Genomic DNA, 15,470 nt, shown 5'->3' with positions numbered 1-15,470 from the left:
ATATCAAACTTGAAATAATACAGATGGTGATAAATGACTCACTCATATTTCTTGAATGTTTTAATGATACAATGCGATTTAGATATAAAACTCAAAATGACGCAGGTCCATGATTGTGAAACAGTGCCTACAGAGCAAAATAAACTTATTTATAATCTGTTTATTGCCGCTTTTTTTTACGATGAACGTACATAGCACGCCGTCCTCATTAAACTGGTCATTAGAGCAACGCACTCCCTATAATGCCAAAATCCAACACGCTTCAGCTCTGGATTATCATCCTCTTAAAAATACCATAAAACCATGGAAAATATGCGCCTTAGTGCCTCATCTTAAAGATGCCTATTGGATTGGCATCGATTACGGCTTAGTTCAACATGCTAAAGCCCTCAATATCAAACTCGAGCTATTTGAGGCTGGGAGTTATTATGGAAAAAAGAAGCAGTTAAGCCAACTCTCTCACTGCATGAACCATGACTACGACGCTATTTTACTCGGCAGTGTCGACCCTAAGCTTTTATCCTATTACTACGACCCTATCACTAAGCCTGTCATCGCGCTGGTTAACCGAATCGACAGCCCGAAAATTAAGACCCGAGTCGGCGTCAGCTGGTATCAGATGGGCTGGCATGCCGGTCACTTCATTAAAGATCAGGTAGAAAAGAGCCGTCTTGAGAATCATGACAAGCCCCATCACAAAAGTATTAGTAAGGAGCAAGCCAATACCACCCTTGCCCTGTTGACCGGGCCGGAGAAACAGGGGGGCAGTGATTGGGTCGAACAGGGGATAATGGCCGCTCTCGAAAACAGTAAAGTGACAATCTCATCCATTCGTCACGCCGATAACAACCGTAATCTCTACCGGGATCAACTGCATCACCTACTCAACGACCAAACCCCAGACTATATCTTAGGCAGCGCCGTAGCCATCGAAGCCGCCATTGGGGAGATCCAACATAAGAAGGTTGAGGAGCGGGTCAAACTGGTCAGCAGCTACCTCTCTCCCGCCGTTCTGCGCGGTTTATTCAGGAATAAAGTCGCCTTCAGTAGCGATGACTTGGTGGTTCTGCAGGGAAAGCTGGCCATAGATATTATGGTGAGAGTACTGGAAGGCGCGGGGGAGTTTGGTGATATCGGCCCCGCCATTCAGATGCTGGATAAAGATGTCCTGAGCGATAACATATTGAGCGACAGCCTGGCTCCTGCAGAGTTTTATCCCATATACAGAGTTAACTGACAGTAGAGTTCATTGATTTCAGAAGCTAAGAAAGTTTTAAGTTCTGAGTTGTAAGCTTTAAGTTGTAAGTCATGAGCTCATGACAAAAGCAATGCCCGAATAATGAGTATCCCGGACTCGAAGGCGTTGAAGCTGGATCCTGAAATGAATTCAGGATGACGAGCATTCAAGATCTAGCCCTCAAGAGCAGGAGCATTCGCGGCTAAAGCCGCTCCTATATCTTAAGCATGCAAGCGGGGCATACAGCCGGAAGCGTCGGCTTATCCACTCACTGTCGCAGAGAAGAGGTAACCTTCCCCGTGTACGGTGACAAACAGATCCGCATCGAGTTTGTTTCTCAGACGCCTGATGATCACATCTATGGTTCTGTCATTCACATCCTGATTTCGATGACTCGTCTGCTGCATCAACCGCTCCCGAGACAGAACCTGCTGTGGATGGAGGGCAAATGCTGCTAATAACTCAAACTCGGCCTTAGTCAGCTTTATCAGCTCATCGCCGTGTCTCAGCTTGCGGCTGTTGAGCTCTAGCACATAATTATCGAAGGCGATTTCATCATCCTTCTGGTCGAGTTGCTCGACCACGGCCTTCTCCGCTTTTTTCACTAACGACATCCGCCAGAGCAAATTTTTAACTCTGACGAGCAGCTCACGTAACTCGAAGGGCTTAGTCACATAATCGTCGGCACCCATCTCGAGACCGATGATCTTATCGATAGCTTCATCGCGTCCGGTCACCAGGATGATGCCGACATCGGAGCGGCTACGTAACTCTCTGGCTAAACTCAGGCCATCGACACCGGGAAGGTTGATATCTAACATCACCAGATCGATGTGCTGACGATTGAACTCATTCCACATCTGTTCGCCATCTTGAGCTTCATGAACCCGATAGCCCTCTTTCTCAAAATAGCCTTTCAATCTTGCGCGAATTACCGCTTCATCATCAACAACCAGTACGTTATACGCCACGGTATCTAACCCCACCTCAGAACACTTCCTACATTATTCACATTTTCTCATATTTGCATATAAGCAATGCGTAAAATATTCACGCTTAGCGCCATTTATTGTTCAATTTTTAGCGCTGAGATCAATGAAAGCAGATTTATAGTCGTAGATTTTTTACTCTGACTATAAACTGGCTTATGCTTAGGCCTAAGCGTATAAATTTTTTCAAGATCTTTTCTGACAACCAGATTAAGGATAACGTATGGATGAGAGACGTCAGTTTTCCCGTATATTGTTTGATACTAAAGCCAGCCTCACACAGGGCAGAAATATATGGACCACGAAAATTCATGACTTAAGCCTAAACGGTGCCTTAGTCGAAGAGCCCGCCGAGTTCACGATTGGTGATGGGGCCCTGTTTCTCAGCTTTTCTCTGCCCGATTCTGATATCGAGTTAACCATGGAAGCCGAACTCGCCTATAAAGAAAAGGGACAGCTCGGATTAAGCTGCATCCATATCGACGTCGACAGCATCAGCCACCTCCGCCGGATGCTGGAGCTAAACCTGGGTGACTCGGCCCTGCTCAACAGGGAGCTGGAACACTTTATCGATGTACACGACAGGAAAGACTAAACCCCACATAATCCGCCACCTTCGAATGAAGGTGGTTTACACTTTTATTCTTGGCTCATTTTGCATTGGGTAGGATTGTTGAAGCTGGTATCTTCATTGTTATCTATCGCCTCCGGCGAGGGGATGTGCAGATACTTCTTCGGGACGCTGTAAAGCCGTCCGTGGCCGCTTAGCGAAAACTTCCCTGTTTTCGATACCCTCAGCCGCATCTACACTTGGTGATTCAAAAGAAAGGTATCTCTTCGATTTGGGGTTATTGGTTGAGATTGCTAACGAGAAAATGCCACAAAGCAAGTCGGAATCAACTAGATAGTAGCCAGTTGTACATTTTAATTTCTGGCGTTGTTATCGGCTTTTAATTTTGGGGCTTAGCCGTTACTTCGATAGTTCCTGAATAGGTATAGCCACCAGTCATTCCTGAAGCGAGATCTTGTTCCTTAAAATCATAGTTAAATAGCTCAGTACCAACAAACTCGGCAGCGGGAGTATATACAACCTTATTATTAACTACATTGGCAGAGCCATTTAAGGGTTGGTCTACAGAAACAATAAATAGGTTATCTCCATCAGGGTCAGTATCGTTCGCTAAAACATCAATTGTTATGGGTTGACCAGATGTTCCATCTGCGTAATCGTTGGCTGGAGTAGCCATGTTGTTTGCTCTGACATTAATTGTAACGGTTCCGGTATCAGAACCGCTTTTTGCAATACCATTTTTGCTATAAAAATCAATCATATTATAAGTAAAAGTATCGACTCCTGAAAAGCCCGGTTCAGGGATATAGCAATGCTTACCACCTGAGTTACAATAACTGACTGTACCATTAGTGGGTTCAATTAAATTGGAATTGACCAACTTAATATCATCCCCGTCAGGGTCAGCGTCGTTGGATAACAAGTCTAATATAACTCTAGGTTCTCCAGAGTTATCCAAGAAACCTTCGATATAAAAATAAATATCATCTGAAGCTATTGGGCTCGTATTATGTCCTGATGCTGAGCAGTCCCCAAAATCCCAACATACGAATGGGGGAGTTATACCAAAGAGATTTTTATCTACACTTCTAAAAACCTTATCGTCATATCTATAGAATGTGAATAAAGCGAGTTCTCCTGGGCCAGTGAGATTCGTTTCGATTATATCTTTGGCAGGATAGATAATATCAAAAGTATGGATTCCTGCCGTAAGTGTCTGCCTCGCTTTACTTTGAAAGTGCTTTGAATCCCATACGTTGTGAATGGCAGCTTCCTTGAGTCGCGCTCTAGCCTCGTATACGCCATCTTCAAGCACATCAACAATAAATGAAGCTTTTATCCCTTCATAAATATTATTTCCGTCTTCGTCAATAAATGAAAATGTAGCGGATTTTTGGTCGATAATTTCTTTCTTTCGGGCAAAATCATTTTTATCATAATGTTTTGTCGAACCAAAATTTTCTTTATAACTCAAAAGTTCACGGTTAGCCTCAGTATCGTTAAAAGTTCTCACTAATCTCAAATGGATAGGGCCAGAAGTGTGCCACTTTCTTATATCCAGCCCATCAAAATACGCACTGTGTTCTGCACTCAAAGGGTCGATTTTTATGTATCTTGAGCTATGGCTTTGCTCCGCTGTACCAATATGTACACCGAGTGAAAACTTCTTGTCTAATGGGATTACACCTTCAAATTCTAAAGTGATTTTCAACTGGTCAAAGAATCCATCACCATCTATATCAACTCCTTGGTCGGTAAAGTTACCTGTTAATTGAAATGGCGATACAGAATTTACTGTTATAGACGAATATGAACTGTCTTTGTGAGTAACGCCATTAATATCGACGACAGTTGATTCGAAAATTAAACTATATCTTCCCGTTTGAGGAAATACATACTCGGCATAATAAATGCCATCATTAGCCTGCAAATCCCCCAAAGACCCGTCGTCGAACATCTGCTTAGTTACTGATGGTTGGTCTTTGTGATGTATGGTTAAAGTAGCATTTACGGGGTTAAGCGTGGGTAAACCATCTTCTAATATCGTTTGTGTCAATGAAACGGTTGTAGCAGTATTTACTGCAATGATAGGGCTCACATCATTTTCGAAAGAAAGCCCCCCTCCCTTGTACGAAAATGCTATTGGTATCATGTTTTTGGAGTTGTTTACTGTCACATCCCCGGCAATAGTAGTGACACCAACAGGGACACCTGCTAATTTAATAAATACCGTTCTAACTGGAAAGACCCAAATACTTTCGGCACCTACTGGTATGAAGCTTTTAATTGATACATTGTGCTCGTCCGCATTTTCAGTGGTCACAACCGTCCCATCAGCCAATGTAACGCTGATATTCTGCACTTCAGTCGATTCAGGAAGCATTACATTAACGACTAAAGATGCTGATTGTGGAATAACAAATTGATGCTCAAATCTTCCGTCAAAGATGTTAATGTTTTCGGTAAAATTTCCACCACTGATTACTGAATTTTGTGCATGGGCTTGATTCCATAAAAGCATGAATCCAATAAGAGATAGTTTTAATAAATTCATATTTAATCCTTCCGTTGGACTAGATTTTACTTAATATATCACTAACTTGTTTTCACATCATAGTATCGATAATAGTACTATGGTTTCGAGCTTGGTAAGCGTCCTTCCATTTTCGCCAACTATTTTTAGCAGCTTTAAATCGCGATACTCTTGCTTTCTGTAATGTGAAATGGGAGTAAGCTGGAATTCAAGCAATACAACATTAAAAGCTTCGCGGCTAAAGCCGCTCCTACAGGTAAAGCACAATGCTTAAACCTATCTCACTCACTTTAATCGAAGAGATAACGGTCTCGAAACCATAGCAGGTGTAAACGCAGCAGTGACCGTCTGTGAGTTGCCCAAGAAATTAGAGCAGCCTTCCAACTCATCGCTACCCGATTCGACAGTTCCCCGTTGGAAGTTGCCGTAGGGTATCGTAGAAAATATCGTGAACTTCACATGGATGTGGAGTTAGTTTTAGGGGGGCTTGGATGCCCCATCGAAAACGTTAGTTATTTTCAAGATAGACCGGAGGTCTGTACTTAATGCATGTAACTTCGCCGGGGCGTCATGGTGGATGCAAGGGCAAAGATCATAACAATGACCTCTCTGAGCGAGAGGTATGAATACCGAACTGGTTGTTAAACACGGACGTTGTTGATAAGTACGTCCTCTTTTGCCCTACTCTTTACAATTAAGAAGGGAATGGAATTCCACGACGTTAGTTGTTAGACGCAGTCTAACGATAAAGATTCAAGCGAAGCCTGATTAACTAATAGGATATTTGGAACTTGTTATCCGACAAGTCCCACCCACACCTGAAAAATTAATAGAGTTAATTTATTAACTCAAGCAACTCATGGATAGTCTTTACCGGATTGATCTTAGCCCCTAGCCCTTCCATCGATTTGTGATAGTTGCGGAAAGGGATAAATACTTCGGTAAAGCCATGTTGAACGGCTTCTTTCACTCGCGTCACGCCGCTATCTATCGGGCGGACATCGCCGTTCAGGCTCAACTCGCCCATGATGCAGGTGGTTCTGGGAACAATGAAATCATTTAAGCTGCTTAACAGCGCCGTGACCAACGCCAGATCGATACAGGTTTCTGACTCATCTATTTTCAATCCACCGACTAAGTTGAAATAGGTATCGTGAAAAATCTTAGTCTTGGTGTGTTTACGCAGTATCCCCGTCAGCATCTTAATACGGTTCATATTAAGCCCGACACAGACTCGCTGGGGAAACTCCCCCTCGGTTTCGGTAGTTAAGCACTGAATTTCCAGCAGCAGGTTACGGTTGCCTTTGCGAATACAGGTGATCGCCGCGCCGGCAGACTCGGTGGTCGAGCCGGAAAGAAAAATTTCGCTGGGGTTATCGACGCTGAGCATGCCACGCTCAGTCATCCTGAAGATACCAACGGTGTCGACATCACCGAAGCGGTTCTTATTGGCTCTGAGTGTACGCACCTGACCGTCGTTACACTCCAGGTGGGTGAGACAGTCGACAATATGAATCAAGGTCTGTGGGCCGGCGGTTTCATTATTCTTGTTTACATGCGCCACAAGGAACATGGTGACGTTATTCTGCTTGCAGTATTGTGTCAGTGCCTGGGCGCTGCTTTTTACTTGCGAGGGAGAACCCGGGCTGCCATTGGCTAAGTCGGTAACCACCGCCTGAATCGAGTCGATAACCGCAAACTTAACCTGCTTCGCTTCGAGTTCGGCAATGATGGCTTCGACACTCGTTTCCGCCATCAGGTATAGATTATCTTCATTGCAGTTCAGCTTGAGACGGTTCACACGATTTTTAAACTGTGACAGCGACTCTTCGGCAGTACAGTAGAGTGATGGCATCAGTTGTGACATGCGAGAGACGAGATCGGATAATATGGTGGTCTTACCCGCCCCCGGGTCGCCGGAGATAATATTCACCGAGCCGGTAGTTAAGCCGCCGCACAGAACGCGGTCGAGCTCACCTATGCCAGTTAGCATCTTTTCGGCGTCAACTTCCTTAATTTCATTGAGCTTCTTTGAACCACCGCCAACCGCACCGGCATAACCCGACACCGAAGCACCGGCTGACTTATTCGAACCTAAGCGAACTTCGGTGATGGTATTCCATTCATGACATGCACTGCATTGGCCTTGCCACCTGGGAAAGTCCTGACCACATTCATTACACACATATGCTGTTTTATTTTTAGCCATAGCTCTTTTATTAGAAAGATAGATATCGATTACCGAAAGGTCGATTATGACGTAAGATATGAGCTTGAGAAAGCTACTTTTCCTTTGCAGCTAAATTCCTCCCTAGATAAGTTGAAATCACTAACCCGAAAGCTAAATGATAGTGTCTAATAATAATGACTTATAATATGATGGTTATGGAAGTTAGCTATCAAGTAGTGCCCTTACCTGCCGACATAATACTATCAGCTAGGTAACTGCAGCCCAAGATAGAATAGATCCCATAAAAAGAAGCGAGTAGATGAGTTTAGACGAACATAGCGCCTTAATTGAGCAGCTCAAGCCCCTGATAATGGAGCCCGATTTTCAGGAGCTATTTCAGCAGCTGACAGCAGATGAATCAAATTCCACCCGCTTCTTGCTGAAGATGGAACTCAATCGAATCTCTTCGCCTTGCAGCCGTATCATAGATCTCAGAGACAAGTCTGAACTCCCTTGTGAAGAGGTGATCCACAACAATCAGCATCATTATCTCGATGGCCCCGCTAAAGAGAGCTTTATGCAATCTATGGCGCTTTATCGAGACCAATATACCTTAGGGGTTTATGAGCAGGTCATCGAAGCACATAAACAGCGTAAGCTAAAACAGCGTAGCAGTGAAAACAGTCAAGAAAACGGCCAACTCACCCCATTTATCGCAAAGGGCGTCGTCTTAGGTAATTACTTTAATCGCAGTGAAGAGAGGATGAATTACAGTATTCGGATCTCGACACTACAATCGGGAAGAGTTGAAATACCGGGGATCACTGTCGACCTATCGGTTGGCGGTGCTCGGATAAGACTACCGCTGGCACATAATTTCGATCTCGATAAACCGATAAGAGTCAAACTGCTGGAGCTGAGCGAAGAGTATTATTATGAAGACCTACAAAAAGGGGTCGATTACGAGATAGTCGATACACAGTCCAGCTCAGAGTATTGCTGGATGCGTCTCAAACGTGTCAGCGGAACCGAAGAGCTGGCAAAAATGCTGTCTAATCTGATTAAAGGCTACAAGTACCGCTATAAGGTCGATATCAATGACGTTTTAGTGGCTGCGACCGGTCTGGGTTTTGAGCGACACTATCTCCCTCATCTCCCGCACCTTCCCCTGTTTGTCGAATCCGATGATGGTCAGTATAAGATCACTCATAAGCTCCTCAGTCGTGACAACCAGCTGCTGCAATATTTCTTCCGCGATGAGAAGGATATCAGTCAACTCTCGGGCATGTTGTCGAGCCGGAGATTAGACGCACTACTCAGTGAGCCTGATAATAAAGATCACAGCCTGTTCTTCTGCTTCACCTTTCAGACTCAAGGTTGCGTCTTTTTTTACTCGGCAACATTAGCCGAACTTAAAAGCAAAAAACTATTGCCGCTGTTTCTCAGCTTTGGCGCCACCAAAGCTTCATGGAAAGTCTTTAAGTTAGCGCATCACAAGGTAGACCATAGCCAATGCTACAAAGCCAGCATACTTCCCGGTGATGATAGTGGCTATTCGGCACTAACCGAGGCACAACTCAAGCGATTCACTCATGTATTACAACTGATAAACCTCACAGCCGAACACGCCCAGATCGATTATCAGGCCTGGGATTGTAAGAGTGATAAAAAAGTCAACGAACTGAAGATATTTGGCCAACAGAAAGTCACCGTCAACCCGATAAAACTGCTTTCACTTCAATTTAGCGAGAGAAGAAATGAGGCGCGCTTCGCATTCAAAACTCAGGTAACCATAAACCAGGGCAAACTTACGGCGACAGGCTTCACCCATGACATATCGAGTAAAGGACTGCAGCTGACCCTAGAAAGTCCGGTTCAATTTAATAAAACAGCACCACTACTGTTGAGCTTCCCGAAATTACAGCCGCTTGCTGGGAAAACTAAACTCAATCATCTCGCTTATCGATTGATAAGAACCAGAAAGAATAACGTCACCATTCACCTGGCAGCGGCAATGGGGCATACCCCCCATGCCGGAGTTGAGTTTTTAAATAAACTCATCATCCATAACGAGGAGAAACTGGAAAAGGTCACCGAGGCCCACAGTGAAACCAAAGAGTTGGCTGACGGTTTAAAAAACCTGTTTATGCGCCATTTAGATTCGGTGCCTTTCTTTATCGAAAAAACAGCCAAGTCGGCACAGCTTTCGACTCTGGGGATCGGCACCCATAAGAATGTCATCATGGATCTCTTCGCCGCGTCAGCTTCCGAACACTTAGAGTACAACTTAGAGTCTCTGCTTAAAGATGGTCGCTTGAAGAGAGAATTCATCGATCCTATCAGAGCCATGAAGCCCCAAAACGGTTTAGAGTACTTTGAAGTCTATCTTCAGGTATCGAGACAATCTCAGGGTCAGGTCAGGGTAAAGTGTCTTCCACCAACGGAGATTGGTGATAACAATGCCAGACAGCACTTCATCAACCAGAGTAATAATCTGGGACGTTTTATGGCACTAAGAGTCTATCGTGGAGCATCGGGAAAACCAGATCTTAACTATATTCGTCGGGAGCTCGAATATATCAACGCACACGCCCCCCATAAATCTAAGAAATTAGAGGAGCTGTTATGGCGGATCATCGGAGTTGGCGAGCTGCTGGATATTACCGAAGAGGTTCAGCTGAGATACCCCGACCTTTATGAATACCCTGAGCAGCAACTTGAGGTTTCGGCCTAAACTCTTTCAGGATCCAGCTAACGAATCAACGGTGTCTGGTAGAGGTGTGGCTGTTCAGGTACCACTGCCGCACCTGAACAAAATGGTCGTCCACGGCATCTTTATGGGTCAACATATCGGCATGGCCATAATCATGTTTATAACCCTTAGCCTTTGATAACAGGGTATAGTTCACATCCTTAAGCTGACACTCCTTAACCATGCGTTGCACATCGGCGGGGTTTCCTAAGACATGATCCCCTGAGCCCGCAATAAACCAGGACTTGGGCCACTTTCCCTGCTCGGCGACACCTCTGGCGGCCCTTGCGTAATCGAAACCGTCATCGTGATCTATCCAATCTCCCCTCACCCAATCGATGCTTTGAGCGAGTGACTGACGACTCTCATTGTCCATTCCCATTCGCCATTTGTCGGCAGCCAGATAGCCATGACTCCATGCTATAGCTTGGGCCAACTTGTTCCACCCCAGATCGACCATCATCCACTTCTTAAGCGATCTGATTTTAATCCTACGCTTGCTGCCAAAAGTAAGCAGTGAGGCCACACTGTCCTGAAACAAGGGGAATCGGCTAATCGCGCTGGCCATAAGCACGCCGCCCCACGAATGGCCGCACCAATGAACCTTAGATACTTTAGGGTGTAACCCGAGAATATAGTGATGGATCAAAGGCAGCTGGTCACGAATAACCTCCCCCTGGCCGCCTGTAAAGCCGCGTTGCAATTTTGGCGTACTCAGTCCGCGTCCCTGTGTATCGAGCGCATAGACAACAAATCCAGCTTCGGCTAAAAAGCACGCCAGTCCCCTTCCGGTTTCACTGTAGAAGACACGTCCATTGGACATGGCACCATGAAGCATCAGGATTGGTGGTTTTGACATATCTTTGATGTCTGTATCACTCGAGCGAATTTGCCTCAAATGGAGTCTACCGCCGAGGTATGGGATAAAATGCGAGTCTTGTTTTATGGCCACGAGTGAATCACTTTTTCTAATTTAGAGATTAACTTACTGAGTCAGTATAGGAAAAACAAGAGTAATTACTCAACTGACAAAAGGTTAAACACGAGACATGAAATAACAGGATTAAGTTCAGAAAGATAAGTGCCGTTTTAAACATAAAAAATAACGCCTAAACGGTGGACCATAAAGCTGCGCCAAGCAGCCATATGACCTTATACCAATCGATATAATAGGGATTGCTATTCTAGGAAGAGATTGAGTTTAGCAGTAACAGATACGGCAGCACTCTTAAATCCAGCTGACTGATAGACACATCGGCAGACAGCTTAAGTTTAGGCTTAGCATGATAGGCGATACCATAATCGGCCGCCTCTATCATGGGGATATCGTTAGCACCGTCACCTATGGCTAATCTCTGTCCTTGAGGGATATCCCACAGCTTGGCACATCGTTGCACGGTATCGGCTTTAAATTGCGCATCGACTACTTGCCCGGAAACGGTGCCGGCCAGCTTCCCCCCCTCGATATCCAGCTTATTAGCATAGGCGGCATCGAGGTTTAATAACTCCTTAAGGTGCCCGACAAAAGGGGTAAAACCACCCGATGCGACAACCACACGCCAATCATGAGACTGCAACTCACTCACCATCTCGGTTAACCCGGGCATTAAAGGCAGTTTATCGCACAAGGTTTGAATAATGGATTCATCGGCCCCGGTTAGCTGAGATACCCTGCCCCTCAGACTCTCCTCAAAGTCGAGCTCCCCTAGCATCGCCCGCTCTGTAACTTCGGCAACGGCTTCACCTACCCCAGCCATGGCTGCCAGCTCATCGATACATTCGATCTCGATAGCGGTCGAGTCCATATCCATCACCAATAAACCCGGGCTATTGAGGGTCGGCGGCTCTGCAGCCATTGAAAAAGCTTCAACCTTCTCGAGGGAGGAGAACAACTGCAGATGTGTCTGGGTAAGTGGCTCATCACTGCACAGTTCGATGCAGTTAAGCCCGCTGCTCCTGTCGATTACCGCTAAACTGAACGGTAAGGTCGACTGAGAAATCGCCCTGGCTATCTCAGCCTCAACATCTCGCGTTGCATAGATGAGTCTGAGCCTGGCTCCTCCTTGCGGAGCCTGGCACTCGACATGGCGTGACAGGGTTTGGATCTGGGTCTGGCTATGAAATTGATAACTGGCTGTCTCTTCATTAATTAACCATGAAAACAGTGAAGTGTGGCTCAGACTTTCCATTAGTAACGCATCTCCAACTACCGGGTAAGGCCATAATCAATTATGATTAGGTAAACCCAAATAAATTCAGGTATAAAGTGTTTTTTCTTAAAGGACTGAAAAAGAGCCATAGAATTAGCAGACTACTGCAGATGGCCATAGCGCTGACACTCGCTGTGGGTCTGATTCAGTTATGGGAAACTAGCCTACTACAAGGGCAGCAGCTTCTAAAGTCCCAAACGCAAAAGATGGCAAGATTACTCGTTCAGCAGACGGCCTACGGGGCGGCACCGGCTCTCCAATTGCAAAATGATGAACAGTTGCAATGGCTCGCCAGCGCCTTAGTGGAAGACCCTAAAGTGATGTCGGCCAGTATTTTCAGTGAGGATGGGCAGAGGCTATCATTTGCACAGAGTGTCACCGATGAGGAACTTGAGCCTGACTCTGATGAGCTCAATAAACTGCTGGAACGTTACCCCCCCTATGTTGAGGCGGTAACGCAAGACGACATTAACTTAGGTTTTATCGAGGTCAGGCTAGAGCCCAGATTATTCTTTAACGAGATTAAAGAGGCTCACCAGATCAATATGGAACAGCAACAGATGATGTTGATCATCGCAGGCTTAATCGGCATGCTGTTATCCCGCTCACTCTCCTTCAAGAGAGCAGATTTCGACCGCCGTAAAACACGGGCAAAGTTGAGACAGAAGCCTGGAAAGTTAAGGAAGAAAGAGCAGGAAAAGCTCAGGAAGGCACTGGCTAAGAGTCAAAAGAAGCAAGCGGATAAAGATAAGGTGATTGGCGAGAACACCGAAACAAGCGAAGACATTGAAAAAACAGAATAGGTCGGTATTTTTCGACCAGTATCAAAATAACAAGCAACAAAAAAGGGCTCGCAAGAGCCCTTTTAGATTAACACTTAGCTGTTACACCCGATTTAAATCACTAAAAGAATAGTGAGTTAATCATTAAAGTGTAATTGCAGCTTCCAGTGTCATTTCGATCATTTCGTTGAAGGTAGTTTGACGCTCATCAGAAGAGGTCTTTTCACCGGTACGGATATGATCAGATACAGTACAAACACACAATGCTTTAGCACCGAACTCAGCTGCAACACCGTAAAGACCGGCAGCTTCCATTTCGACACCTAAGATGTCCATCTTTTCCATAACGTCGAACATTTCTGGATCTGGAGTGTAGAAAAGATCGGCAGAGAACATGTTACCAACACGGAATTTAGTACCTTTAGCTTCAGCAGCTTTAACAACGGCGCTAAGTAGGCCGTAATCAGCGATAGCAGCAAAGTCTTGACCTTTAAAACGTAGACGGTTCACTTGAGAATCGGTACAAGCACCCATTCCGATTAGAACGTCACGAACTTTAACGTCAGTGCTAACCGCACCACAAGTACCGACACGGATCAGGTTCTTAACACCGTAGTCTTTAATCAACTCAGTCGCGTAGATAGAGCATGAAGGAATACCCATGCCTGAACCCATAACAGAGATACGAGTCCCTTTATAAGTACCGGTATAGCCGAACATGTTACGTACATCAGTAACTAGCTCAACGTTCTCCAGGAAAGTCTCAGCAATGTACTTAGCACGTAGTGGATCGCCTGGAAATAGAACTGTATCAGCGAATGCGCCTTCTGGTGCGTTGATATGCGGTGTAGCCATCTATATAACCCCTTATATAATGAAACTTAAGCGTTACTAAAAGTAAGCAGACCTAAGCCTTTGTATGTGGCGGCCATCATCTAACCGCCAAAATTTTTACTTGCAAACTAAAACCAGCGATAAGATTGTATCTTATCGCTATTAATATTTACTTAATAAACGACTCGCCATATTCCATAGGCTCAAGTTTAAAGTAACTTGCTATGGATTGACCCATGTCGGCAAAACTCTTACGGCGGCCTAATGAGCCAGCTTCTAGTCCTGCTCCGTATGCCAATACAGGCACACGTTCACGAGTATGGTCAGTACCAGGCCAAGTCGGATCACAACCATGGTCAGCTGTTAGCAGTAAGAGATCGTCTTCGCCCATCAGCGCCATCAGTTCAGGCAGGCGAGAATCGAAATACTCAAGGCTTCTCGCATAACCGGCAACATCACGTCTATGACCAAAGTGAGAATCGAAATCAACGAAGTTAGTAAACACTATCGTGTTATCACCAGCAAGTTTGATCTCTTCGAGTGTCGCATCAAACAAGGCTTCTAGGCCTGTGCCTTTCACTTTCTTAGTAATACCGCAATGTGCATAGATATCGGCAATCTTACCGACACTCACCACTTCACCACCGGAATCTTTGAGTTTATCGAGTACCGTCTTCGCTGGCGGCTCAACCGCGTAGTCACGTCTGTTACCCGTGCGGGCAAAGTCGCTAGGGCCTGTGCCAACGAAAGGACGGGCAATAACACGTCCAATATTATATGGCTCAAGCTCTTCACGAACGATCTGACACAAAGTATAGAGGTTCTCTAGTCCGAAAGTCTCTTCGTGACATGCCACCTGGAATACAGAGTCTGCCGAAGTGTAGAAAATTGGCAAGCCACTGGTCATGTGCTCGTTACCGAGTTCTTCCAGAATCGCAGTACCCGATGCATGGCAGTTACCTAAGTAATCTGACAAGCCGGCTCTCGCTAAAATTTTATCCGTCAGCTCTTTCGGGAAAGAGTTGGTATGGTCGCTAAAGTATCCCCATTCATACAGAACAGGTACACCCGCTAACTCCCAGTGTCCACTCGGCGTATCTTTACCGGTACTGAGTTCATCGGCATGGCCATAGGCACCAATGATCTCAACATCGTCACTGAAACCAGCTGGAAGTTGGCCCGTGCTCTCTTTCGATGCCAAGGCAAGGCCCAGACGTGCGAGATTAGGTAGTTTTAACGGGCCTTCACGACCTTCGTTTGCTTTTCCTTCGGCGCACGCTTGTGCGATATGACCAAAGGTATCAGACCCGGTATCACCGAACGCTTCAGCATCTGCCGCAGCTCCGATACCAAATGAGTCCAACATCATAATATATGTACGTTTCATACTTA

Annotated in this window: 11 protein-coding genes; 4 read left to right on the top strand and 7 right to left on the bottom strand. The window is 45.4% G+C overall.

The window, feature by feature from the left end:
- Nucleotides 1-109: 109 nt before the first annotated feature.
- Nucleotides 110-1,237 (top strand): TMAO reductase system periplasmic protein TorT, encoded by a 1,128-nt coding sequence (gene torT, locus EKG38_RS18370; protein WP_126521778.1) that lies wholly within the window; start codon nt 110-112, stop codon nt 1,235-1,237.
- 260 nt (nt 1,238-1,497) lie between these two features.
- On the opposite strand, the gene torR is transcribed toward torT, so the two are convergent.
- A complete protein-coding gene (gene torR, locus EKG38_RS18365) occupies nt 1,498-2,208 on the bottom strand; it encodes a two-component system response regulator TorR (protein ID WP_126521949.1) in 711 nt (236 codons plus the stop codon).
- A gap of 241 nt (nt 2,209-2,449) precedes the next feature.
- Between torR and EKG38_RS18360 the strand changes: the two genes are divergently transcribed.
- Nucleotides 2,450-2,821: a PilZ domain-containing protein gene (locus EKG38_RS18360; RefSeq protein WP_126521776.1), complete on the top strand. Its 372-nt coding sequence runs from the start codon at nt 2,450-2,452 to the stop codon at nt 2,819-2,821.
- A gap of 355 nt (nt 2,822-3,176) precedes the next feature.
- Here the strand turns inward: EKG38_RS18360 and EKG38_RS18355 are convergent, their stop codons facing one another.
- Both EKG38_RS18355 and radA read right to left on the bottom strand, forming a co-directional pair.
- On the bottom strand, nt 3,177-5,351 hold the full coding sequence (locus EKG38_RS18355; protein WP_126521774.1) for an Ig-like domain-containing protein: 2,175 nt from the start codon (nt 5,349-5,351) through the stop codon (nt 3,177-3,179).
- 814 nt (nt 5,352-6,165) lie between these two features.
- On the bottom strand, nt 6,166-7,539 hold the full coding sequence (gene radA / locus EKG38_RS18350) for a DNA repair protein RadA (RefSeq protein WP_126521772.1): 1,374 nt from the start codon (nt 7,537-7,539) through the stop codon (nt 6,166-6,168).
- A gap of 280 nt (nt 7,540-7,819) precedes the next feature.
- Here radA and EKG38_RS18345 point away from each other — a divergent pair, with 280 nt between their 5' ends.
- The gene (locus EKG38_RS18345; protein WP_126521770.1) at nt 7,820-10,234 is read left to right on the top strand and encodes a PilZ domain-containing protein; all 2,415 of its coding nucleotides are present in this window, start codon (nt 7,820-7,822) and stop codon (nt 10,232-10,234) included.
- 25 nt (nt 10,235-10,259) lie between these two features.
- On the opposite strand, the gene EKG38_RS18340 is transcribed toward EKG38_RS18345, so the two are convergent.
- Both EKG38_RS18340 and serB read right to left on the bottom strand, forming a co-directional pair.
- Nucleotides 10,260-11,204: an alpha/beta fold hydrolase gene (locus EKG38_RS18340; RefSeq protein WP_126521768.1), complete on the bottom strand. Its 945-nt coding sequence runs from the start codon at nt 11,202-11,204 to the stop codon at nt 10,260-10,262.
- A 232-nt stretch (nt 11,205-11,436) separates the two neighbouring features.
- Nucleotides 11,437-12,441: a phosphoserine phosphatase SerB gene (gene serB, locus EKG38_RS18335; protein ID WP_126521766.1), complete on the bottom strand. Its 1,005-nt coding sequence runs from the start codon at nt 12,439-12,441 to the stop codon at nt 11,437-11,439.
- A 77-nt stretch (nt 12,442-12,518) separates the two neighbouring features.
- Here serB and EKG38_RS18330 point away from each other — a divergent pair, with 77 nt between their 5' ends.
- Entirely contained in the window at nt 12,519-13,265 is a 747-nt protein-coding gene (locus tag EKG38_RS18330; RefSeq protein WP_126521764.1) for a YtjB family periplasmic protein, read from the top strand.
- Nucleotides 13,266-13,388: 123 nt separating this feature from the next.
- Here EKG38_RS18330 and deoD read toward each other — a convergent pair whose 3' ends face one another.
- Nucleotides 13,389-14,099: a purine-nucleoside phosphorylase gene (gene deoD / locus EKG38_RS18325; protein WP_126521762.1), complete on the bottom strand. Its 711-nt coding sequence runs from the start codon at nt 14,097-14,099 to the stop codon at nt 13,389-13,391.
- A 148-nt stretch (nt 14,100-14,247) separates the two neighbouring features.
- Nucleotides 14,248-15,465 (bottom strand): phosphopentomutase, encoded by a 1,218-nt coding sequence (locus EKG38_RS18320; protein ID WP_126521760.1) that lies wholly within the window; start codon nt 15,463-15,465, stop codon nt 14,248-14,250.
- Between the last annotated feature and the right edge of the window lie 5 nt (nt 15,466-15,470).

This window comes from Shewanella canadensis, from assembly GCF_003966225.1.
GTDB classification, from domain to species: Bacteria; Pseudomonadota; Gammaproteobacteria; order Enterobacterales; family Shewanellaceae; genus Shewanella; species Shewanella canadensis.
This window is presented reverse-complemented; position numbering and strand designations above follow the sequence as displayed.